Here is a 22,003-nt window from a genome sequence, read left to right on the forward strand (position 1 = left end):
AACTGCCGCGTCGGGATGAAACCCTGTATGCTGCTCTGCAGCAAACGGCCGGGACCCGGTTTCCGGTCTCGGCAAGACCCGCAATGGATCGTCATGCTCTACGCCTTTCATGAACTCGCCTATCAGTCGGCCCTGCCGTTTCGGGTCGGCGCCCAGATGGCCCGACGCTTCTGGACCTCGCCCTTCAATCCCGCAGCGGACACAGCGGTCGGGCGCACCGCCTACGCCTCGGCCGAACTGTTCGAGAGCGTCACCCGGCGCTACGGCAAGCCGGACTGGAAGCTGGAGACGATCGACATCGGCGGCAAGCCGGTGCGCACCGTCGAACAGGTCATCTGGCAGAGCCCCTGGTGCCGCCTGGTCCGGTTCGCCCGCAATATCGGCGACCTGAAGCGCGCCGGAAAGCCGCCGTCCGGTCCCGCCGTCCTGATCGTCGCTCCCCTGTCGGGCCACTACGCCACCCTGTTGCGTGGCACGGTCGAGGCCTTTCTTCAGGACCACGACGTCTATGTCACCGACTGGGTCAACGCCCGACAGGTGCCGGTGCTGGAAGGCCGGTTCGACTTCTTCGACTATATCGACCACGTCCGCCTGATGCTGGCCGAGATCGGCGGCCGGGCCCATGTGGTCGGCGTCTGCCAGCCCGGCCCGCCCGTCCTGGCCGCCGGGGCCGTGATGGCCGAGGACGGGGATGAGAACCGCCCCCTGTCCATGACCTTCATGGGCTCGCCCATCGACGCGCGCCTGTCGCCGACCGTGACCAACCAGTTGGCGGAGGAAAAGCCCTTCACCTGGTTCCGGTCGAACATGATCCACACCGTCCCCCTGCCCTATGCCGGCTTCGGGCGACGGGTCTATCCGGGCTTCGTCCAGCTCTACAGCTTCATGTCGATGAACGAGACGCGCCACCGCGACGCCCACTGGGACTATTTCAACAGCCTGATCGACGGCGACGGCGACGGGGTCGACAAGCACGAGGAGTTCTACGACGAATATCTGTCGGTGCTGGACCTGACCGAGGAGTTCTACCTCCAGACCATCGACATCGTCTTCCAGCAGCATCTGCTGGCGCGCGGCCTCTTGGAGCATCGCGGCCGCAAGGTGGACCTGACCAAGATCACCGACATCGGCCTGATGACGGTCGAGGGCGAGAAGGACGACATTTCCGGAGTCGGCCAGACCCAGGCGGCCCATGGCCTGTGCCCCAACATCCCCGAAGACCGGCGAGTGCTGTACGTCCAGCCGAGCGTAGGCCATTACGGGGTCTTCAACGGTCGTCGCTTCCGTGACGAGATCTATCCCCGCGTCCGCGATTTCATCGCCCAGAACGAGGCCCTCGGTGGCGTATCGCAACGGTCAGCGTCTGCCGCTTGACGACAAGGGTCCGAACTCAGGTTCAGGTCCCGTCCTGAGACTGTCGGTCAATCCCCGCGCCCGACGCCTGTCGGTGCGGATCGACGCACGCGCGGGCGAGGCCGTGGTCATCGCCCCGACCGAACGCGGCCTGGTTCAGGCCGTCGCCTTCGCCCGCACCAAGGGGGTGTGGATCTCCGAACGGCTGGCGGTGCGACCCAAGGGCCGCCCGCTGGAGCCCGGCCAGGTCCTCTCCCTGCGCGGCCGCCCAGTCCGGCTGGAGGCGACGCCGGGGGCCGGCGCGGCCCGCCTGGTCGAGGAGGGAACCGTTATCCGCTCGGGCGGCGAGGGCGAGGCCTATGCCCGCCGGGTCGAGAACCTGCTGAAGCGCGAGGCGCGCAGCACCCTGTTGGAGCGCACCGACCACCATCTGCGCGCCCTGGGCCAGGCGCCGGTCACGGTGTCCATCGCCGACACCAGATCCCGCTGGGGCTCGTGCAGCCCGCACAACCGCACCATCCGCTATTCCTGGCGGGTCATCATGGCCCCGCCCCCGGTCATCGACTATCTGGCCGCCCACGAGGTCGCCCACCTGGTCCACGCCGACCACAGCCCGGCCTACTGGTCGGTCGTCGAACGCCTGGTCGGCGACCACAAGCCCTGGCGCAAATGGCTGAAGGACTACGGCGCGGCGCTTCACGCCGTGGGGCGATAGCCAGACTTAGAAGAACAGCGGGTCGCTGCGTTTCTCGGCCGGCAAACGGCCTTCCAGCTGTTGGTCCGGCGTGTCGCGCGGGGCGGGCTGGGGCGAGGTGGGACGGACGACCGGCGGTCTCGACGCCGGCTGAGACGGTTGCTGGGCCGGCTGTTCCACATAGGGATCGCCCAGGCTCGGATCGACCGGTTCGACCGGCGTCCCGCCTTCACCCAGGCCGCCCTGGTCCAGACCGGACATCAGATCGCCGACGGGATCGGGCGCGGTCCAGCCTTCGGGCATGGGGGGGCCGTTGGGGATGCGGGGCGCATTCAGACGCGGCAGGGCCGCCTCCATAAAGCCCTTCCAGATGGCGGCGGGCGAAGAGCCGCCGGTCACGCCGCGCATGGCGGTGTTGTCGTCCTTGCCGACCCAGACGGCGGTGACGAAGCCGCCGGTGTAGCCCACGAACCAGGCGTCCTTGTAGTCCGATGTCGTGCCCGACTTGCCGGCCAGGTCGCGCCCGGCGATGGCCGCGCTGCGTCCCGTGCCCGAGGTCATGACCCCGCGCAGCATCTCGTTCATGTAATACAGCGACGGATTATTGATCGCCTGGCCGTTCTGGCCGCTGGCGCGCTGATAGATGACCCGCCCCTGGGGGGTGCGGATGCGGCTGATGCCATAGGCCTCGACCCGGCGGCCGCCGTTCGAGAAGGCGTCATAGGCGGTGGCCATCTCCAGCGGCGACACCTCGACGGCGCCCAGCGCCATGGCCGGCTCAAGGCCGATCCGGCTTTCGATGCCCAGGCGACGGGCGGCGCGGGCCACGCTGTCGCGCCCGATCTGGTCGGCGACATAGGCGGCCACCGTATTGGTCGACTGGGCCACGGCCTGGGCCAGGGTCATGTTGCCGCTGAAGGTGTTGGAATAGTTCTTGGGCGACCAGTTTCCGATGGTGATCGGCTGATCGACCACCGGGGTCTGGGGCGTATAGCCGGCCTCGACCGCCGCCAGATAGACGAAGGGCTTGAAGGCCGAACCCGCCTGGCGACGGGCGTCGACGGCGCGGTTGAACTGGCTGTCGGCATAGGAGCCGCCGCCGATCATGGCCCGCACCCGGCCGTCGCCGTCCAGAGCGACCAGGGCCGCCTGGTCCACGCCCTTGCCCTCGTCACGGTCCAGAATGCGGCGCACCGACCGTTCGGCGGCGGTCTGCAAGGTCAGGTCCAAGGTGGTCTCGACCACCATGTCCTCGGTCGGTTCGCCGACCAGGCCGCGGATCGACTTGTCCAGCCAGTCGATGAAATACTGGGCGTGCTGGGTCGCCAGGGTGCGCGAGACGATGATCGGCTGGGTCACGGCCTCCTCGCGCTGGGCGGCGGTGATGACCCCGGCCTCTTCCATCTCGTTCAGCACGACGGTGGCGCGGGTGGCGGCCCGCTCGCTCTCGGACACGGGCGAATAGCGCGACGGCGCCTTCAGCAGCCCGGCCAGCAACGCGGCCTCGCCCACGGTCAAATCCTTGGCCGACTTGTCGAAATAGCGTTGCGACGCCGCCTCGATCCCATAGGCGCCGGCGCCGAAATAGACCCGGTTAAGATACAGGGCCAGGATCTCCTTCTTGGAGAACTTCATTTCCAGCCAGACCGCCAGCATCAGCTCCTGCACCTTGCGGCGCAGGTTCTGGTCGGGCGTCAGGAACAGGTTCTTGGCCAGCTGCTGCGTCAGGGTCGAACCGCCCTGGACCACCCGGCCGGCGCGCATATTGGTCACCGCCGCCCGCATCATGCCGATCGGGTCGAAACCGGGGTGGTGATAGAAGCGCCGGTCCTCGATGGCGATGAAGGCCGCCGGCACATAGTCGGGCAGGGCGTCCAGATCGGCAGGCGGCGCCATCTGGGTGCCCCGCGTCGCGATCAGGGCGCCGTTACGGTCCAGATAGGTGATCGAGGGCTGACGATCGACATTGTACAGGCTGGACGTGTCGGGCAGGCCGCGCGCGAATACGGCGAAGAAGACCACCAGGAAGATCAACCCCCAGACGGCCAGCACCGCGCCCCAGTAGAGCGCCTTCTGCAACGGCGTCCGGGCCGGCTTTGCGCCGCCCTGCTGCCCGCCCCCGTACCCTGGACCCGCCATGACTTTCCTTCAGATGCCGCGTTCAGCGGGATTAAGCTCTACGGACATGTATCGCGTATGAACCGCCGCCGAAACGGCTCCGCCGGTATCACGCGACCGTGAGCGGCTATTTCGCCGAAAGAAAGGCGCGTCGCGCCAGCCAGACCCCGGTCTCGGCGCCGTCGGCCTCCATGGTCAAGCCCGCCGCCGCCAGCATGGCGCGATAGTCGGTCGGGTCCAGACTGCCATGATAAAGCGGTTCGCCGCGCCATTCGCCGATGGTCTCGCCATGGGCGGGGCCGCTGGTGAACATCAACCGGCCGCCTTCGCCGACCTGTCGGGCCAGGGCCGGCAAGACACGCTGCTGATCCGCGGGCGTCAGGTGGAACAGGCTGTGCCAGGCCAGGACGCCGTCGAATGCGCCGTCCGGCGGCGGGTCGCGCATGTCGGCGGTCTCCCAGACGCCGCCCGGCAGGGTTTCCCGTGCATGAGCGATCAGGGCCGACGAGGAATCACGCCCCAAGACTCTGAACCCCCGCTCCAGCAGAGCCGCGCCGATTGGCCAGCCCGAGCCGCATCCTACGTCCAGAATGGACGCGCCCGGCGGCAGGTCGGCGACGAAACGATCCAGCCATTTCGCCTCGTCCAGCCCGCGCGACCCGGAATACAGGGCCGCGCCGCGATCCCTGATCCAGTCGGCCGCCCTGTCCTCGTACAGGCCGACGATCCGATCCGCCGCCGGATGGCTCATCGCGCCAGGAAGGCGTCCAGTTCGCCGTAGAAGGCCTGGGCCTGGTCGAACATGATGAAATGGGCGCTGTCGTCGATCCGCTTCAGCGTCACGCCCGGCAGGCCGGCGAAGGACATCTGATAGACGGCGTCGGTGATCTGGGGCGTCATGCGCGGGTCGTTGAACTTGACGTACAGCACCTCGGTCGGGGCTGTGATCTTCGCCAGTTCGGGCCGCAGATCGGTCGTCACCAGTTCGCGGAAGGCGGCGGCCGAGACCTTCTGGTCGCTGCCGCGCATGTCTTCCAGCGCCTCTTCGCGGCGGCTCTCGGTATTGATCATGCCGGTGATGGCCGTGGTCGCCTGGGCGACATAGGCCTCGCGCGGGCTGTTGGCCTGGGCGGCCCAGATCTGGTCCGCGACCGGAACTACCGCCTCGGCCGTGGTTCCGGGCGGGCCGAACATGGCGCCCATGAAGGGGATCATATCCACCACCATCAGCTTGCCGACACTGTCCGGATGCCGGGCCGCCAGCATCAGGCCGATAGTCCCGCCCATCGAATGACCGACGACGGCGGGCTTGATCAGCCCCTGCTCGCGGATGTAGCGGGCGATTTCCTCCGCCACCGGGGCTGCGACCGGCGTCGGGGTTGCGCCTTGAGCATTGGCTTCAGCCGGTGCGCCGGCGAAGCCCTGGACATGGATGCGATGGACGCGCCAGCCGACGCCGTCCTGAGCCGTCAGGTGATCCACCGTCCCCTGCCAGATCTCGGGCGAGGAGCTGAGGCCGGGGATCAGAATGATGTCGCGCCCGTCCATGTCGCCGTCGATACGGACATGGATGCGGTCGGAGGCGAAGTTCGCATGCTGATGGCCGTGCGCATGCCCCTGTTCAGAATGAACCCCGTGCCCGTCCTGGGCCCGAGCCTGAGTTTGGGCGGCGGAGGCGGCGAACAGCATGGCGGCGAAACCTAGGACGCGAAACATGGCGAAACTCCCCTGTGAGACGGTCCTTATGCCGCCTCTACTTTGTTTTGTAAAGTTCTCTACAGACTGCGAGAGGACAGACCCCGCGTCCCTCTGTTAGAAGGCGCTCATGAAGCCCGCAGACGCTCCTCCCGTCCAGCCCCCGCAAGCCGAAGCCGCCCCGTCCAAGGCGGGCGCCAGTCCGTTCGGCAAGGGATTCGTCACCGACGCCTGGCATTTCGTCGCCCTGTCGCGCGACGTCGCCCCAGCCGGTTTGAAACGCTACGAGATCATGGGAGAGCCGGTTCTGGTCGGCCGCACCCGCGCGGGCGCCGTCTATGCGATGCGCGACATCTGCCCCCACCGCGCCGCGCCGCTGTCAGCCGGGAAACTGGTGGAGAAGCCCGGCGAGGGCGAGACCATCGAATGCCCCTATCACGGCTGGCGTTTCCGGCCCGACGGCGTCTGCGCCGCCATTCCGTCCCTGGTCGAGGATCAGGCGTTCGAGGCGAACCGCATCCAGGTCCGGTCCTATCCGGTGCGTGAAAGCCAGGGGATGGTCTTCGTCTGGATGGCGTCGGACGCCCGCAATCCGACGGCGCCGGACCACGAGCCGCCGGTCTTCCCCGGCGTGGTTGGCGGCGAGGCCAAACTGGTCGAGGCCATGGAGTTCGACAGCCATATCGACCACGCCGTTGTCGGCCTGATGGACCCGGCCCACGGCCCCTATGTCCACCAGCAATGGTGGTGGCGGTCCGAACATTCGATGCACGAAAAGGCCAAGGCCTTCGCACCCGCCGAGTTCGGCTGGGCCATGGTGCGTCACGCCCCCTCGTCGAATAGCCGCCTTTACAAGATCCTGGGCGGCGCCCCCGCGACCGAGATCACCTTCCGCCTGCCGGGCTTCCGCTGGGAACATATCCAGGTCGGCGAGAAACAGGTCCTGGCCCTGACCTGCCTGACCCCGATCAGCGAGACCAAGACCCGCATCACCCAGATCTTCTGGTCGGACCACTGGGTCTTCGACCTGGCCAAGCCCTTCCTGCGCATGGGGATGGTCGCCTTCCTGAAACAGGACGGCGGCATGGTGAATCTGCAGAACGAGGGCCTGCGCTACGATCCCGCCCTGATCTGGATCGACGACGCCGACAAACAGGCCAAATGGTACCAGCAGCTGAAGCGCGAATGGGCGAAGAGCCGCGCCGAAGGACGGCCGTTCGTCAACCCGATCCAGCCGACGACGCTGCGGTGGAAGAGCTGACTCCGAGAGGTCGGATGAGGGGTCGGCAGATGCACGACGACCCTGTCCGACCCAACATCTAACAACCCCTCATCCGGCCCTTCGGGCCACCTTCTCCCGCAAGGGGAGAAGGAAGAGGTCTACAGCCTCAACCCGGCTTCACCGGCCAGATCGGCCAGTTTCACCATCGGGCGCGGGCCCCAGTGGGCGATGACTTCGGACGCGGCCAGCGAGCCCAGTTTCCCGGCCTCTTCCAGCGTCAGACCGCGCGCCAGGCCCAGCAGGAAGCCGGCGGCGTACTGGTCGCCGGCGCCCGTGGTGTCGATCACCTTGGCGACCGGATAGGCGGCGACCACGACGCGCTCCTCGCCACGGATCACGACCGAGCCGTGCTCGCCGCGCGTGACGGCGGCGATCTCGACGATGGCGGCCAGTTTCGATGCCGCCGCGTCAAAATCATCGGTCTCGAACAGGGCGCCCAGTTCGGCCTCGTTGGCCAGGACGATGTCGGCGGACTGTTCGATGAAGCTCAGCAGTTCGGCGCGCCAGCGGGCCACGACGAAGGTGTCGGACAGGGTGATGGCCACCTTGCGGCCGGCCTTGTGTGCGGCGGCGGCGGCGCGTTCGAAGGCGGCGCGGGCCGGGGCCGGGTCGAACAGATAGCCTTCCAGATAGACGATCTGGCTGGCGCCGATCAGGGCCTCGTCGATGTCGTCCGCGTACAGCTGATTGGCGGCGCCCAGGAAGGTGGCCATGGTCCGCGCCCCGTCCGACAGGACGTTGATCAGGCAGCGGCCGGTGCCGAAGCCGTTGTCGGCCCCTCCGGCCAGAACCGGGGTGTCGAAATGGACGCCGGCGGCGCGGATATCGTGGCTGAACACCTCGCCCAGGACATCGTCGGCCACCTTGCCGATATAGGCCGCGCGCCCGCCGAACGAGCCGACGCCCGCCACGGTGTTGCCGGCCGATCCGCCCGAGGCCTCGACCCCCGGCGCCATGGCGTCATACAGGGCGGCGCTGCGTTCGGCGTCGACCAGTTGCATGGAGTTGGGGGCCAGGTCCTGGGCCGTCAGGAAGGCGGCGTCACAGGGGCTGAGCACGTCGACGATGGCGTTGCCGACAGCGCAGACGTCATATTGGGCGGTGTTCTGGGTCATGGTCGCGCCTTAGCGGTTGAAGGGCCGAACGTCACCTGAAAACATATAAGGAAGCCCTTATATGCGTCGGCGGGTTGCCATACGGAGGCGTCATGACCCAGATCGCCGTCCTGATCCCCGACCCCGCCGACAAGACCTACGCCGGTCGCTGGCCCGAGGTCCTGACCCGGCTGACGGCGACGCTGGAAGGAACCGGCGCCACGGTCGTGGCCACGCCCTGGACCGAGCATGTCGAGGACGCGTCCGGCCTTGCGGCCTACGATCTGATCCTGCCCGTCATCGCCTGGGGGTATCACCGCGACCACGCCCGCTGGCTGAAGGCCTGCGCCACCTGGACCGGGGCCGGCCTGCCGGTCGCCAATCCGGCGGCGGTGCTGGGCTGGAACTCGGACAAGACCTATCTGGCCCGGCTGGCGGACAAGGGCGTGCCCATTCCGCCGACCCGCTGGAGCGAGGCTATCACTCAGGACCAGGTGGATGCGGCTTTTGCGGAAACCGAAGCCCCAGTGCTGATCGTCAAGCCGACGGTTTCGGCCGGCGCCTTCCGCACCCTGCGTCTCACGCCCGGCCAAGCTCTGACCGATGCGCCGGAAGGCCCGGCGATGATCCAGCCCTATCTGAAATCCATCGAGACCGAGGGCGAGACCTCTCTGCTCTTCTTCGGCGGCCGGTTCAGCCATGCGGTCAACAAGCGGCCGGTCCCCGGCGACTTCCGCATCCAGGTGCAGTTCGGCGGCCTCTATACGGCGGTGACGCCGGACGCCGAAGCCCTGGCCCTGGCGCGACAGGTGCTGGCCGCCGTCAATGAGCGGCTGCTCTACGCCCGCATCGACCTGGCCCGCGACGACGCGGGCGCCTGGGTGCTGATGGAGGCCGAACTGATCGAACCCGACTTCTATCTGGACCACGATCCGGCGGCCGGCGCGGGCTTCGCCCGCGCCGTCAGCGAACGGCTGGGCGGCTAGAAGCCCGCCTGGCGCGATCGGGCCGGGGCCCGGTCGGCCGCGAAGGCTGCGATCCGGGCGTGAGCCTCGCGGATCGGCGCCGGCGCGCGGTCGGCGCCGTCTTCGCTGACCTGGAACCGTCCGACCAGTTGCGTCAGGTCCGACGCCTCGCGGCTCAGGCTCAGGCTGGCGGCGGTCGATTCCTCTACCATGGCGGCGTTTTGCTGGGTGACCTGATCCATTTCGTTCACCGCCGTATTGACCTCGGCCAGGGCCAGAGCCTGTTCCTGGGTCGAGGCGCGGATTTCGCCCATCAGATGGGTGATGTCATTGATGCGGACGGCGATGCCCGACAAGGCCTCGCCCGACTCCCGCACCAGCACGACCCCGCTCTTCACCTGGGCGCTGCTGGTCGAGATCAGGGTCTTGATCTCGCGGGCCGAGTCCGCTGACCGCTGGGCCAGGGCCCGCACTTCGGAGGCCACCACGGCAAATCCGCGACCGGCCTCGCCCGCACGCGCCGCCTCGACGCCCGCGTTCAGAGCCAGAAGATTGGTCTGGAAAGCGATTTCGTCGATCACCCCGATGATCTGGCCGATCTGGTTCGAGGACGCCTCGATCTCGCCCATGGCCGTAACGGCGCGCTGAACAACGGCGCCGCCGGTCTCGGCCTGGGTGCGGGTCTGGCTCACGACCACATCGGCGGCCTGGGCGTTCTCGGCCGCCTTGCGGACGGTGGCGGTGATCTCGTCGAGGGCGGCGGCGGTCTGTTCCAGGCCGGCGGCCTGACGTTCGGTGCGACGCGACAGGTCCTCGGCTGCGCTGCTGATCTCATTGGCGCCGGACTGCATGGATCCCGCGTTGCCGCGAATGACGGCGACCGCCTCGTCCAGGGCCGCCATGGCGCGATTGAAGTCCTCGCGCAGAATGGCGTAGTCGCCGGGGAAGGTTTCGGCGATGCGATAGGACAGGTCGCCGGCCGCCATGGCCGACAGGCCGCGCCCCGTGGCCTGGACGACCGAAGCCTGAACCTCGGCCGCCACACGATCGGCCTCGGCGCGGCGCTCGCGCTCGACCTCCGCCGCCGTGACGTCGGTCGCGAACTTGACCACCTTGTAGGGCTTGCCGTCGGCGCCGAAGATCGGATTGTAGCTGGCCTCGATCACCGCACGGGCGCCGCCCTTGCCGTAGCGGACGAACTTGTCAGCGATGAATTCGCCCGCGTTCAGCCGTCTCCAGAAGTCCGTGTAAGCGGGCGAGGCGGCCTCGGCGGGGTCCATCAGCATGCGGTGATGGCGGCCCTTAACCTCGGCCAGCTCATAGCCGATCACCGCGGGGAAGTTCGGATTGGCCGTGATGATGGTGCCGTCCAGCTCGAACTCGATTACCGCCTGCGACCGCTGAACCGCCGCCATCATGCTGCGCAGCTCGGCGGCCTCCACCGCTTCGGGGGAGGGTCGGGTCTGGAAGAAGGATTTCATGACAGTCGTTCTACGCGAGTAGTTGATGGCCTTAAGCTTGGCATCAAATCGTTACGACACGGCGCCCATATATTTAGCTTCGGCAAGCATCCAAATACAGGCGTTATCCGTATTGTGATTAAGCGCGGCATAGCGCGATAAGCGATCAATCGATCCCGAACATCTCCGTTCAAGGACCTGTCATTGTTACAGTTGCTCTCTACAGGATTTTCATCCCGTCAGATCCTGCAACTTCAAATCGCCTTCGCCGTAACCTTGACGTCGCGTCGCTTTCAGACTGCGGCCGCCGAAGTCCGACGCGCCTGCGGGCAAGAATCAGCGCGGACCAGTCTGCTCTACTTCCTTGAGCAGTCCCCCAAAGGTCTGACACAGACCGAACTGGCTGGGCGTCTCGAGATCTCTGGCCCCAGCCTGACCCGGCAGTTGGACAAGCTGGAAAGTCTGGGCTTCGTCAGCCGTCGCCGCATGATCGGGGACGGTCGGGTTCGTCTGATCATGATCGAGCCGGCCGGGCGCGAAGCCTTGCAGGCGCTGGACGTCCTCGCCTCCGAAATGCGGGACCGCATATTTGCGGATATTCCACTGGCGGATCTGGAAACGACCCTGCGGGTGTTGGACACCCTGGCCGCCCGGCTGGCCGCAGACCCCGTCGCGGTTGTTAAACGGTCCTAGCCCGCCTCCCCCAGCGCCATCAGCCCCGCTCGGGACGGGCACAGGTCGGCGATGACACAGGCCAGGCATTTCGGCTTTCGCGCCGTGCAGGTGTAGCGGCCGTGCAGGATCAGCCAGTGGTGCGCCTTGGGCAGCCATTGGTCGGGCACGACCTTGAACAGCTGGGCCTCCACCTTGTCCGGCGTGCCCGCATTGGCCAGGCCCAGCCGGTGCGAGACGCGGAACACATGGGTGTCCACGGCGATGGCGGCCTCGATGCCCAGTTCGTTCAGCACCACCGAAGCGGTCTTGCGCCCCACGCCGGGCAGGGCCTGAAGGTCGGTCCGGTTCAGCGGAATCTCGCCGCCATGCTTCTCCAGCACTAGGCGGGACAGGGCGATGACGTTCCGGGCCTTGCCGCGATACAGGCCGATGGAGGCGATATAGGAGACCAGACCTTCCTCCCCCAGCGCCAGCATCGTCTCCGGCGTATCGGCGACCTGGAACAGCCGGTCGGTGGCCTTGTTGACCGCGACGTCGGTGGCCTGGGCCGACAAGGCGACGGCGACCACCAGGGTGAAGGGGTTGGAGAAGTTCAGCTCGGTCTTCGGCTCGGGCATGATCCCGGACAGCCGCTCGAAAATGGTCTCGACCCGGTCCTCGTCCGGCGGCCAGCGCAGCACGGGCACGGAGGCGCCGGTCATCACCGCAGGGCGTTTCGGGCCGGGTTTGAGCGGCTTGGCGGCGGGTTTTCGGGCCTTAGTCGGCTTCATGCCTCGCTGTCGCCGTCGTCGCGGCGCGGGTCAAGACCCAGGCTCCTCAGGGCCGCATCCGCCGCCCGTTCGCCCTCCATCCAGGCGCCGTGGGCCGTGCCGTAATAGACCGGCGCCGTCGCCTCTCCCGCCAGGAAGATCCGGTCCTCGACCGCGATCCGTAACTTGGCCCGGTCCCCCGCATGGCCCGGCAGGGCGTGGGAATAGGCGCCGCGCGACCAGGGATCGACGCCCCAATTCGACACGGCCACGGCCTCCAGCCGCCGCCGCATATTCGACCCCAGGGCCGCGACCAGTTCGGACACGGCGAAATCGACCAGGGCGGCGGGCCCCTCCGCCTCCAGCCCCCAGGCCAGTCCGGCCCCGAAATAGGCCTCGATCATCGGCCGCCCGAACGGCCGCAGATGATAGCCGCCGGTCTCGGCCGTGTCGGTACGCGTCCATAACTGGGTGTCGGGCTGAAAGTCCCCCGCGCCCCGCACCGTCATATGCACCTTGGACGCCAGCCCCAGGGGCACGCCCGCCGTCGCCTCCAGCCAGGCCGGAACCGGCGGGTCGATCCGCACCGCCTCGGTCGCGATCAGGCTGTTGGGAACCGTCAGGATCACGACCCGCGCCGTCAGCTCGCCCCGGCTGGTCTCCAGCCGCAACAGGGGGCCGGACCGGTCGATCCGACGCACGGCGCAATCGCGCACCACCGCGTCCGACACGGCCTCGCCCAGGCGGGCGATCAACCGGCCATAGCCCTCCCGGACCCGCCAGTTCACCCCGGTGTCGCCGTAGGCGTCATAGTCCAGGCTCGACACCTCGGCGAACCGCGCCCCGTTCAGCGCGCCCGAAATGGCGTCCATCCGGGCGTTCCAACGGCAGTCGGGTTCGAAGAAATCGGAGGCGGGCCGGTCTTCGCCCCGCCCGGCTGCTTCCGTCACGCGCTGATCGAAAGCGGAGAAGGCCTCGCCGAACTCCGCCAGGTCAGCGCGCGTGATCTCGTGATCGAAGGCTTGGGTCCGCCACGGCGGCGGGGTCTGGTCCAGCGTCAGCCCCTCGGCCTCGACCCGCCCGGCCAAAACATTGTCGTCGGCCGAGTGCAGCCAGCCGCACCCCATGTCGAGACCCTCGCCCTCGACCCGCGCCGTCCAGGCGCGGCCGCCGACCCTGTCGCGGGCTTCCAGCACCAGAACCGACAGGCCGGGCCGGATCAGCCGGCGCGCGGCGGCGATCCCGGCGGCGCCCGCGCCGACGATCACCACATCGACCTCGGACGGCAGCGGATTCGAGGCTCGGGCGTGGTCGTTCATGAGGCGGGGGCATACACGAAAACCACGCGTGATTGGGCATCTGTCGATTGGACATTGATTTTTGGACGGCGACGTCCATTTTAGCCCCGCTTCAAAACGCCGCACCCTCCCCCCGGATGTCCCATGTCGCCTGAACTGAAGAAACGCCTGCCGCTGTTCGCTGCGGTCCTCGTCGGCCTCGCCCTGATCGCGGGCGGGATCGTCTGGTGGATGAACGGCCAGCGGTGGGAGAGCACCGACAACGCCTTCGTCCAGGCCGACACCACCCTGATCAGCCCGCAACTGGCCGGCCGCGTGACCGAGGTTCTGGTCGGCGACAACCAGAGGGTCGAGGCCGGTCAGGTCCTGGTCAAGCTGGACGACGGCGATCAGCGCGCCGAACTGGCCCGCGCCGAGGCCAATCTCCAGGCCGCGCTCGCCGCCGTCGGCAATGTGGACGCCCAGTCCGCGCAGGAACAGGCCGCCATCGCCGCCCGCGCCGCCGCCGTGACCCAGGCCCGCGCCCAGGCCGGACTGGCCCGCGCCGAGGTCGACCGCTACGGCAAGCTGGCCCAGCAGGGCTGGGTCTCGCAGCAGCGGATTCAGACCGAACGCGCCTCGGCCGCCACCGCCGACGCCAGCGTGCAACAGGCCCAGGCCGCCCTGGTCGCCGAACAGCGCACCGCCGGTGTGCTGGGCTCGACCCGCGAACAGAGCGTCGCCGCCGTCGAACAGGCCCGCGCCGGGGTCGAGACCGCCCGCATCGCCCTGGAACGCACCGTCATCCGCGCCCCCATCGCCGGCGTCGTCGGCGCCCGCAGCGTTCGCCCCGGCCAGTATGTCAACGCCGGGACCCAGCTGCTGTCCATCGTGCCCCTGACCCAGACCTATGTCGTGGCCAACTTCAAGGAGACCCAGCTGGACCGGATGCGTCTGGGCCAGACGGTCGAGATCTCCGCCGACGCCTTCCCCGGTCGCAAGATCGAGGGCCGGATCGACAGTTTCGCCCCCGCAACCGGCTCTGAATTCGCCCTGATCCCGGTCGAGAACGCCACCGGCAACTTCACCAAGATCACCCAGCGCGTCCCCGTGCGCATCGTCGTCGGCGGCGCCGACCGCGGCCTGGCCCTGCGTCCCGGCCTGTCGGTGGACGTCAAGGTCGATCTGAAGAGCGACGGCGGCCAGAGCTTCGCCGAGGCCTCCATCGGGGCGCCCCGCCCGTGACCACAGCCAACCCGCCCACGGCTGGAGGCGGGGCTGGGGGCGGGGTCACGCCGCAGAACCCCGTCGCCGGCCATCCAGAGATCAACTGGACCATGCTGCTGCTCGGCTTCGCCGGCATGGTGGTGGGCCAGTTCATGGCCATCCTTGACATCCAGATCGTCGCCGCTTCCCTGCCCCAGATCCAGGCCGGGGTCGGCGCCTCGGCCGATGAGATCAGCTGGATCCAGACCGCCTATCTGATCCCTGAAGTGGTGATGATCCCCCTGTCCGGCTTCCTGTCGCGACTGTGGGGCACACAGAAGGTCTTCCTGGCCTCCTGCGCCGGCTTCGTCCTGATGAGCATCGCCACCGGCCTGTCGAACTCCATCGACACGATGATCCTGTTCCGGGCCATCCAGGGCTTTGTCGGCGGGGCCATGATCCCGACCGTCTTCGCCGTGGCCTTCACCGCCTTCCCGCCGGACAAGCGGGTCACGGCCAGCGTGGTCATGGGGCTGATCGTCACCCTGGCCCCGACCGTCGGCCCGACCCTGGGCGGGCATTTGACCGACTGGCTCAGCTGGCGCTGGCTGTTCTTCATCAATGTCGCGCCGGGCCTCTTGGTCCTGTTCCTGGTCGGCCGCTACGGGAACTTCGACAAGGGCGATCCGTCCCTGGCCAAGGGGTTCGACTGGTGGGGCCTGGGCTTCATGGCGACCTTCCTGATGAGCATGCAATATGTGCTGGAGGAAGGCTCCAAGAACGACTGGTTCGACGACACCCACATCCTGTTGCTGTCGGTGGTCGCCGCCGTGGCCGGGCCGATCTTCATCTGGCGGTCCCTGGCCTATCGCCAGCCGATCGTCGAGCTGCGCGCCTTCGCCAACCGCAACTTCCTGGTCGGCTTCATCATGACCTTCATCGTCGGCTTCGCCCTGTACGGCGGCACCTTCCTGTTGCCGTTGTTCCTGGGTCGGGTGCTGGACTATTCGTCGTCCCAGGTGGGCACCACCATGGTCGTCTCCGGCCTGGCCATGTTCGCCACCGCCCCCTTCGCCGGGCGGCTGGTGCGCCAGATGGACGCGCGGATCCTGATGTTCGGCGGCTTCATGCTGTGCGCCTGGGGCATGTGGGAGGCGCGGGTCGTCACCGACGACTGGGGCTTCTGGGAGTTCGCCTCGGTCCAGGCCTTCCGCGGCGTCGGCGTCATGCTGGCCATGATCGCCTCGCAGCAGGTGACCATGGCCACCCTGCCGCCGCATATGGTCAAGAACGCCTCGGGCCTGGTGAACCTGGCGCGCAACGTCGGCGGCGCCTTCGGCCTGGCCATTCTGAACACCAGCCTGACCACCAACACCGCCGTCCATATGGGCGAGTTGACCAGCGGCATCGCCCAGGGCGACCAAGCCATGCGTCAGATGATAGCCGGCATGGCCCAGCGGTTCGCCGGCACCATCGACCCGGCCGCCTCGGCGATGAAGGCCGTCTATGGCCTGTTGCAGAAACAGGCCACCACCATGGCCTTCGGCGACGCCTTCGCCCTCTTGGGCATCATGTGCGCCGGCGCCGCCTTCGTCACCCTGCTGGCCCAGCCGGTGAAGGCCCAGCCGGGCGCGCCGCCGTCGGACGTCCACTGATGGCGCGCCGCCAGGGTCAGGTCGATGAGAAGAAGAGCGAGGCCATTCTCGACGCCGCCGCCGCCCTGTTCGCCGAAAAGGGCATGACCGCCTCAATGGAGGAGATCGCCCGCGTCGCCGGGGTGTCGAAACAGACCCTGTACAACCGTTTCGCCTCCAAGCTGGAGATCGCCAAGGCCATGGCGAACCAGCGCTCGGACGCGGTCGCCGCCCCGCTGAAGGGAACGGGCGAACCGGTCGCAGTGCTGGAAGCCCTGGCCGTCGGCCTCCTGGACCGAGTCTGCCATCCGGACAAGGTCGGGTCGATGCGCGGCGTGGTCCTGATGTCCGCCGACGCCCCCGAGATCGCCCAGGCCGTCTATGAGGCCGGGCCCCTGCGCAGCCTGAAACTGCTGTCGGCCTGGCTGGCGGACCAGACCCGCGCGGGCCGGCTGGACGTGCCCGATCCAGACGAGGCGGCAGAGATGTTCACCGGCCTGGTGCTGGGCCACGGCCATCTGCGGGCCATGCTGAACGTGCCGCAAATCGATGCGGCGCATCGCGCTCGCCGGGCTCGTGAGGCCGCCAGGGTCTTCGTCGCGGCCTATGCGCCTAGGCGTATGGGGCGGTTCGCGCTAGGTGAGACGGGTGCGTAAAGGAGTTCGCCCATGCTGATCCACCTGTCGTCCTGGCCCGAGATCGACGCCCAGATCGCGTCGAGCCGGCCCCTGTCCAAGACGGTCGTGGTCCCCATCGGCTCCAATGAGCAGCACGGGCCGACGGGCCTTCTGGGCACCGACTGGCTGTGCCCCGAGATCATCGCCCACGAGGCCGAGCGTTCGGACGCCGCCCTGATGGTCGCCCCCACCTTCAACATCGGCATGGCCCAGCATCACCTGGCCTTCGCCGGCACCATCAGCTTGCGGCCCTCCACCTTCATGGCCGCCATCACCGACTGGGTCTCGTCGCTGAGCCGGCACGGGTTCGAGCGGATCTATTTCCTCAACGGCCACGGCGGAAACGTCGCCACCATCGAGGCGACCTTCTCGGAAATCTACGCCGAATGGAGCTTCGTCGAGGAGGCGCCGCCCTTCGTTCTCAAACTCAAGAACTGGTGGGACCTGCCGGGCGTCCAGGGCCTGTGCAACTCGATCTTCCCGACCGGCCACGGCATGCACGCCACCCCGTCCGAGATCGCCGTGACCCAGGCCGCCTATCCCGACCGGATCAAGACCGCCGAGTACTCGCCCCAGATCGCGCCCAGCGGCCCTATCCGCGACGCCCTGGATTATCGCGCCCGCTTCCCCGACGGCCGCATCGGCTCCGACCCGGCCCAGGCCAGCCCCGAAAAGGGCCGCCGCATCATCGACCTGGCCGTCCCTGCCCTGCTGTCCGACGTCGCGGCCTTCGCCGCCGAAGTCCGGCCGGGAGACGCGTCCTGACCCGCAAGGCCTGCGCGCCCGCCGCCCCTACCCCGGCCATTCTGGGCGCCGAGACATTGGCGGCTTCGGCCGAGGTGATCGCGGCCCGCACCGCGCTGATGGTCAAGGGACTGACGGATCCGGCCGGTCAGGACCCGGTCGAGCTGTCGCTGATGAGCTCGGAAAAGACGCAGGCCATGGCCGCGTCCGCCGGCGCCCTGGCGGCCAACGCCGGGGCCATGGGCGAGCGCCTGGGCCGCGACGCTCTGGACGAGGGCGCGCGAGCGATGCAGGCGGCGACCGAGGTGGCGGGCGCCCGCACCCCGGCCGAAGCCGCCCAGGCCCAGTTCCGCTACGCTATGGGCTGGTGGAGCCGCGCCGCCGGTCAGGCCCTGACCCTTAACGGGGAACTCACCAAGGCCCAGACCGAGGCCTTGACCCCGATCCACAAGACCGCCGTCGCCAATGCGACCCGGCTGAGGAAACGCTAGGACAGGAACAAGGTGATGACCGTAGCGCAGGAAGAACCGATTGCGCCCCGCCTCACGCTCCTGGCCCTGTTCCTGAAATTCCTGCACTTCGGCGTCCTGGCGTTCGGCGGGCCCGTGGCGCAGATCGCCATGATCCGACGACAGCTGGTGGAGCGGGAGGGCTGGATTTCAGGCGCGCGATTCAACCGCCTGCTGGCGGTGATGCAGGCGCTTCCCGGTCCAGAGGCGCACGAGCTTTGCGTTCACATGGGGATGCTGTCGCGCGGCCGCATAGGGGGTGTTCTGGCGGGGCTGGGGTTCATGGCGCCGGGCTTTGTCCTGATGATGCTGGCGGCATGGGCTTATGACATCCTGGTGGCCGGTCGCACCGTCTGGGCCGGCGCCCTGCTGGGCGTGCAGATCGTCGTGGTGGCGCTCATCATCAGGGCGGTGCAGCGGATCGGGCGGCACGTCCTGGAGGACCGACTTCTGTGGTTGATCGCAGGCCTGGGGTTTGCGTCCAGCCTCATCGGCGCGCCGTTCTGGATACCGCTCGTCGCGGGAGGCCTGATCTACGGGTTCAGCGATCGGCCCTGGATCGCCTTGGGCGTCGGCGTCATCGCCGTTGCCCTGTCCGTGGCCCTGCACACAGCCGGCATGACGGCGGCGATCCCGGTCAACGCCCCCATCACGGAAGCCGGAACCCTTGATCTGTTTGTCGCAGGCCTGAAGGGCGGGCTGCTGACGTTCGGCGGGGCCTATACCGCCATTCCCTATGTTCGCGCCGACACCGTGGGGCGGGGATGGCTGTCCGACGGCGCCTTCCTCGACGGCGTCGCCCTGGCGGGAGTCCTGCCGGCGCCCCTGGTGATCTTCGGGACATTCGCCGGCTATGTCGCCGGGGGCTGGACCGGCGCCCTGGCGGTGACGGCGGGCATCTTCCTGCCGGCCTTCGCCTTTTCCCTGATCCTGTTCGAACGGTTGGAGGCCGTGGTGGACAATCCGGCGCTGCATCGCGTTTTAGCGGGGATCGCAGCGGCCGTCGTCGGGATCATTGGCGCGACCGGCCTCCAGCTGACGGGGTCGACACTTGAGCGTGCGCCGATCCTCTGGGTCGCCGTCCTTGTTTTCCTAGCAGCCGTGGCGGCGGTCTGGCTGGCGAAGGGAAGATGGACGCCGCCGCTTCTTATCGTGGGCGGCGCCCTCGCCGGGAGATTGGTCTTCGGCTGACGTCCACCGGGCGGGAGGGGCGCCGCTCAGGCCGTCTCTACCACCTTGAGGCGGGGTTTCTTGAGCTTGGAGGCCTTGGCCGGGCGAACCGCCTTCTTGGCGGCCTTGTCGGCCCTCTTGGCTTCCTTCTCGGCCATCTTCAGCGCCTTCTTGGCGGCCTTGGCCTCGGCCTTGGCGGCGTCGGGGGCGGCGTCGGCGGCGGCGGCCAGTTCGGCCAGCTGGACCAGGAAGGTCTCGCGCTGGCCCTTGGGCAGCAGGCCCATGATCCGCTTGTCGGCGGCCTCGACCAGGGGACGGGCGGCTTCGAGCCGGGCCGCGCCCTCCGTGGACAGACGAACCGCCTTGGCGCGGGCGTCCAGGGTGGAGCGTTCACGCTCCAGCAGCCCCTTGGCGGTCATGCGGGTGACCAAGTCGGCCAGGGTCGAGCGGTCGATGCCGGTCATCCGCACCAGTTCGGTTTGGGTCAGGCCGGCCTTCAGCGAGGCGGCCTCAAGAACCGCGAACTGGCGCTGGGTCAGGCCGTCGGCGCCCATTTCCTCGGAATAGATGTCCAGGGCCAGTTGCAGCGCGCGGTGCATCAGGTGACTGGGCGAGGTGGCCAGAGGACCGACCTTGCGCAACGCCTTGCCAGACTTGACCATATCGACCGTCCCCCGATTGTCTTTCATCCGCATGCGTACCAGCCGCGTTTTAAGATTTGACGCGACACGTATGTCACTTCCGCGACATTTTGTCTGTAGGCTCCCGTGGTTCCGTCAAGTCCGCGCTAAAGTCCCGTGTCGGGAGAAATGGGGCCGGGCTCCTCGTCCTTGGTCATGTTCTTCATGATCAGCGGCACCTGAGACAGGCCGAAAACCGAGGCGGCGATCCAGAGGACGCCCCGGAAACTGGTCCAGACGTCGTTCGGATTGGGCGCATCGCGGCCCAGGGCGTGCCAGAGGGCGGTCACGGCGGCGGGGCTGCGGAAGATCTCGTTCAGGATCGCCACCGTCAGGAAATACAGGCCATAGCGCACAGTCAGCGTCCGCCAGGCGGCGTCATTGACCTTGATGGCCGAGCCGAGCAGGGCCTTGAACGGATATTTCTTCAGCGGGATCGAGCCAAGCAGGACGACGGCCAGAAGCCCGTTCTGCACCGTCAGCTTCAGCTTCACATACAGGTCGTCGTGGGTGAAGACGGTCAGCAGACCGAACACCAGGGCGAACAGGCCGGTGATCAGCGGCAAGGGGGCGAACCGCCGCTCGACCGCATAGCCGACCCCCAGGGCCAGGGCCGAGGCGCCGACCAGCACCCAGGTCGCCAGGATCATGTCGCGGCTGACGAAATAGCTGATCATGAAGGCGGCCAGGGCGCCGAAATCGACGGCCTGGCGGATCCACTGGCGGTTCTTCTTCGGTTCGGGAGAAGCGGTCGTGTCGGTCATGTCAGTCTTCCAGTCCCACCAGCGAGCGGGAGAAGGCGCGGGCGTCGAAGGGTTGCAGGTCGTCGATCCCCTCGCCCACGCCGATCAGCATCAGAGGCGCGTCGGACGCCTGGGCCACGGGCACCAGCACCCCGCCGCGCGCCGTGCCGTCCAGCTTGGTCATGACGATGCCGGTGACGAAGGCGGTGCGGCCGAAGATCTGTTCCTGGGCCAGGGCGTTGCGCCCGACCGTGGCGTCCAGCACCAGAAGCGTGTCGTGTGGCGCGTCCGGATCGATCTTCTTCAGCACGCGCACGATCTTGAGCAGTTCGTCCATCAGGGCCGACTTGTTCTGCAGTCGGCCGGCCGTATCGACCAGGACGACGTCGAACCCCTCGGCCCGCGCCTTGGCGTAGGCGTCGAAGACCAGGCCGGCGGCGTCGGCGCCGTCGCGGCGGCTCTCGAACTCGGCGCCCGCCCGGTCGGCCCAGACCTTCAGCTGTTCGCGGGCGGCGGCGCGGAAGGTGTCGCCGGCGACGATCATGACCTTGGCGCCCTTGGCCGTCAGGTCGGCGGCGATCTTGCCCAGGGTCGTGGTCTTGCCCGAGCCGTTCACCCCGACGAACAGGACCACATAGGGTTTGGGTCCGCTCAGCGGGTCGAAGGTCGCCTGGCGCGGCGACAGTTCGGCGGCGACGGCCTCGGCCAGGGCCTCCTTGACCTCACGCTCCTGGGCGTCCTTGCCGAACTTCAGCGCGCGGAAGCGTTCGACGATCCGGGCCGAGGCGGCGGGGCCGAGATCGCTCTCCAGCAGATGCTCCTCCAGCTGCTCCAGCGCCGCCTCGGACAGAGGTTCCTTGACGAAGCTGGCGACGACCTGGTCGGTCATCTGTTTGGAGGAGCGCGAGAGCCCCGCGGACAGGCGCTGGAACCAGCCCTTTTTCGGCGTATCGGTCATGGGATGGCTTTAGCGAGGGCGGAGGCTGGCGTCATCCGCATTCGCATACAGGCGGCGGACTGCGTCATCGGGCGCCGGGGCGGGGATTTCAGACTCTCGGCTGAAAAACATAGTCTGAATAGTATGAATTGTCTGAAATCCGCCCGCTCCGCCGTGCTCGCTCTCTGGACCGCAGACTATGAGGCCGCCGGGAGGCCCGGCTGGGAAAAGACCCCAAGAATTCGACAAGGCCCTGAATTCATTGGCCGAGGACCAGCGTCATTGTGACAGTCGGCGGAGGTGGCGCGGCACCGAGACGGCAGAAACCGCCGCTTGCGGCG

At 68.0% G+C, this 22,003-nt stretch carries 21 protein-coding genes; 11 read left to right on the forward strand and 10 right to left on the reverse strand.

Features of this window, described 5'->3' with window-relative positions:
• Positions 1-93 precede the first annotated feature (93 nt).
• Together Q7J26_RS02975 and Q7J26_RS02980 are read left to right on the forward strand one after the other, a co-directional pair.
• The gene (locus Q7J26_RS02975) at positions 94-1,374 is read left to right on the forward strand and encodes a polyhydroxyalkanoate depolymerase (RefSeq protein WP_304935030.1); all 1,281 of its coding nucleotides are present in this window, start codon (positions 94-96) and stop codon (positions 1,372-1,374) included.
• Entirely contained in the window at positions 1,340-2,068 is a 729-nt protein-coding gene (locus tag Q7J26_RS02980) for a M48 family metallopeptidase (protein WP_304935031.1), read from the forward strand. The genes Q7J26_RS02975 and Q7J26_RS02980 overlap by 35 nt, the downstream gene beginning before the upstream one ends.
• A gap of 6 nt (positions 2,069-2,074) precedes the next feature.
• On the opposite strand, the gene Q7J26_RS02985 is transcribed toward Q7J26_RS02980, so the two are convergent.
• The 3 genes from Q7J26_RS02985 to Q7J26_RS02995 form a co-directional block, all read right to left on the reverse strand.
• Positions 2,075-4,186: a transglycosylase domain-containing protein gene (locus Q7J26_RS02985; RefSeq protein ID WP_304935032.1), complete on the reverse strand. Its 2,112-nt coding sequence runs from the start codon at positions 4,184-4,186 to the stop codon at positions 2,075-2,077.
• 106 nt (positions 4,187-4,292) lie between these two features.
• A complete protein-coding gene (locus Q7J26_RS02990) occupies positions 4,293-4,916 on the reverse strand; it encodes a trans-aconitate 2-methyltransferase (protein WP_304935033.1) in 624 nt (207 codons plus the stop codon).
• Positions 4,913-5,881: an alpha/beta fold hydrolase gene (locus Q7J26_RS02995; RefSeq protein WP_304935034.1), complete on the reverse strand. Its 969-nt coding sequence runs from the start codon at positions 5,879-5,881 to the stop codon at positions 4,913-4,915. Before Q7J26_RS02995 ends, Q7J26_RS02990 begins: the two co-directional genes overlap by 4 nt.
• A gap of 109 nt (positions 5,882-5,990) precedes the next feature.
• Here Q7J26_RS02995 and Q7J26_RS03000 point away from each other — a divergent pair, with 109 nt between their 5' ends.
• Positions 5,991-7,121 (forward strand): aromatic ring-hydroxylating dioxygenase subunit alpha, encoded by a 1,131-nt coding sequence (locus tag Q7J26_RS03000; RefSeq protein ID WP_304935035.1) that lies wholly within the window; start codon positions 5,991-5,993, stop codon positions 7,119-7,121.
• Between the two features lie 119 nt (positions 7,122-7,240).
• On the opposite strand, the gene Q7J26_RS03005 is transcribed toward Q7J26_RS03000, so the two are convergent.
• Positions 7,241-8,257: an adenosine kinase gene (locus tag Q7J26_RS03005; protein ID WP_304935036.1), complete on the reverse strand. Its 1,017-nt coding sequence runs from the start codon at positions 8,255-8,257 to the stop codon at positions 7,241-7,243.
• Positions 8,258-8,349: 92 nt separating this feature from the next.
• Between Q7J26_RS03005 and Q7J26_RS03010 the strand changes: the two genes are divergently transcribed.
• Positions 8,350-9,222, forward strand: a complete 873-nt coding sequence (locus tag Q7J26_RS03010) for a RimK family alpha-L-glutamate ligase (protein ID WP_304935037.1) — start codon at positions 8,350-8,352, stop codon at positions 9,220-9,222.
• On the opposite strand, the gene Q7J26_RS03015 is transcribed toward Q7J26_RS03010, so the two are convergent.
• Positions 9,219-10,682 carry a methyl-accepting chemotaxis protein gene (locus Q7J26_RS03015; protein ID WP_304935038.1) on the reverse strand — a complete coding sequence of 488 codons (1,464 nt, stop codon included), beginning with the start codon at positions 10,680-10,682 and terminating at the stop codon, positions 9,219-9,221. The genes Q7J26_RS03010 and Q7J26_RS03015 overlap by 4 nt on opposite strands.
• Before the next feature lie 255 nt (positions 10,683-10,937).
• On the opposite strand from Q7J26_RS03015, the gene Q7J26_RS03020 reads away from it, so the two are divergent.
• The gene (locus Q7J26_RS03020) at positions 10,938-11,354 is read left to right on the forward strand and encodes a MarR family winged helix-turn-helix transcriptional regulator (protein ID WP_304935039.1); all 417 of its coding nucleotides are present in this window, start codon (positions 10,938-10,940) and stop codon (positions 11,352-11,354) included.
• Here the strand turns inward: Q7J26_RS03020 and nth are convergent.
• Both nth and Q7J26_RS03030 read right to left on the reverse strand, forming a co-directional pair.
• Complete coding sequence (gene nth / locus Q7J26_RS03025) at positions 11,351-12,106, reverse strand: endonuclease III (protein WP_370651901.1); 756 nt, start codon at positions 12,104-12,106, stop codon at positions 11,351-11,353. The two genes, Q7J26_RS03020 and nth, sit on opposite strands and share 4 nt — an antisense overlap.
• Complete coding sequence (locus tag Q7J26_RS03030; protein WP_304935040.1) at positions 12,103-13,404, reverse strand: NAD(P)/FAD-dependent oxidoreductase; 1,302 nt, start codon at positions 13,402-13,404, stop codon at positions 12,103-12,105. The genes nth and Q7J26_RS03030 overlap by 4 nt, the downstream gene beginning before the upstream one ends.
• Positions 13,405-13,527: 123 nt before the next feature.
• Between Q7J26_RS03030 and Q7J26_RS03035 the strand changes: the two genes are divergently transcribed.
• The 6 genes from Q7J26_RS03035 to chrA are packed head-to-tail and all read left to right on the forward strand — an operon-like array spanning position 13,528 to position 19,323.
• Positions 13,528-14,607, forward strand: coding sequence for an HlyD family secretion protein (locus tag Q7J26_RS03035; protein ID WP_304935041.1), 1,080 nt, complete (start codon positions 13,528-13,530; stop codon positions 14,605-14,607).
• A complete protein-coding gene (locus Q7J26_RS03040; RefSeq protein ID WP_370651902.1) occupies positions 14,604-16,223 on the forward strand; it encodes a DHA2 family efflux MFS transporter permease subunit in 1,620 nt (539 codons plus the stop codon). Before Q7J26_RS03035 ends, Q7J26_RS03040 begins: the two co-directional genes overlap by 4 nt.
• Complete coding sequence (locus Q7J26_RS03045) at positions 16,223-16,858, forward strand: TetR/AcrR family transcriptional regulator (protein WP_304935042.1); 636 nt, start codon at positions 16,223-16,225, stop codon at positions 16,856-16,858. Before Q7J26_RS03040 ends, Q7J26_RS03045 begins: the two co-directional genes overlap by 1 nt.
• Before the next feature lie 12 nt (positions 16,859-16,870).
• On the forward strand, positions 16,871-17,644 hold the full coding sequence (locus tag Q7J26_RS03050) for a creatininase family protein (RefSeq protein ID WP_304935043.1): 774 nt from the start codon (positions 16,871-16,873) through the stop codon (positions 17,642-17,644).
• Between the two features lie 56 nt (positions 17,645-17,700).
• Complete coding sequence (locus tag Q7J26_RS03055) at positions 17,701-18,114, forward strand: phasin (protein WP_304935044.1); 414 nt, start codon at positions 17,701-17,703, stop codon at positions 18,112-18,114.
• 15 nt (positions 18,115-18,129) lie between these two features.
• The gene (gene chrA, locus Q7J26_RS03060; RefSeq protein WP_304935045.1) at positions 18,130-19,323 is read left to right on the forward strand and encodes a chromate efflux transporter; all 1,194 of its coding nucleotides are present in this window, start codon (positions 18,130-18,132) and stop codon (positions 19,321-19,323) included.
• 26 nt (positions 19,324-19,349) lie between these two features.
• Here the strand turns inward: chrA and Q7J26_RS03065 are convergent, their stop codons facing one another.
• From Q7J26_RS03065 to ftsY, 3 genes are all read right to left on the reverse strand, one after another.
• Entirely contained in the window at positions 19,350-19,964 is a 615-nt protein-coding gene (locus tag Q7J26_RS03065) for a MarR family winged helix-turn-helix transcriptional regulator (protein ID WP_304935046.1), read from the reverse strand.
• A gap of 125 nt (positions 19,965-20,089) precedes the next feature.
• Positions 20,090-20,746, reverse strand: coding sequence for an inner membrane-spanning protein YciB (locus Q7J26_RS03070; RefSeq protein ID WP_304935047.1), 657 nt, complete (start codon positions 20,744-20,746; stop codon positions 20,090-20,092).
• A 1-nt stretch (position 20,747) separates the two neighbouring features.
• A complete protein-coding gene (ftsY, locus tag Q7J26_RS03075) occupies positions 20,748-21,683 on the reverse strand; it encodes a signal recognition particle-docking protein FtsY (RefSeq protein ID WP_304935048.1) in 936 nt (311 codons plus the stop codon).
• Positions 21,684-22,003 lie beyond the last annotated feature (320 nt).

This window comes from Brevundimonas sp., from assembly GCF_030656255.1.
In the GTDB taxonomy this organism is placed as follows: Bacteria; Pseudomonadota; Alphaproteobacteria; order Caulobacterales; family Caulobacteraceae; genus Brevundimonas.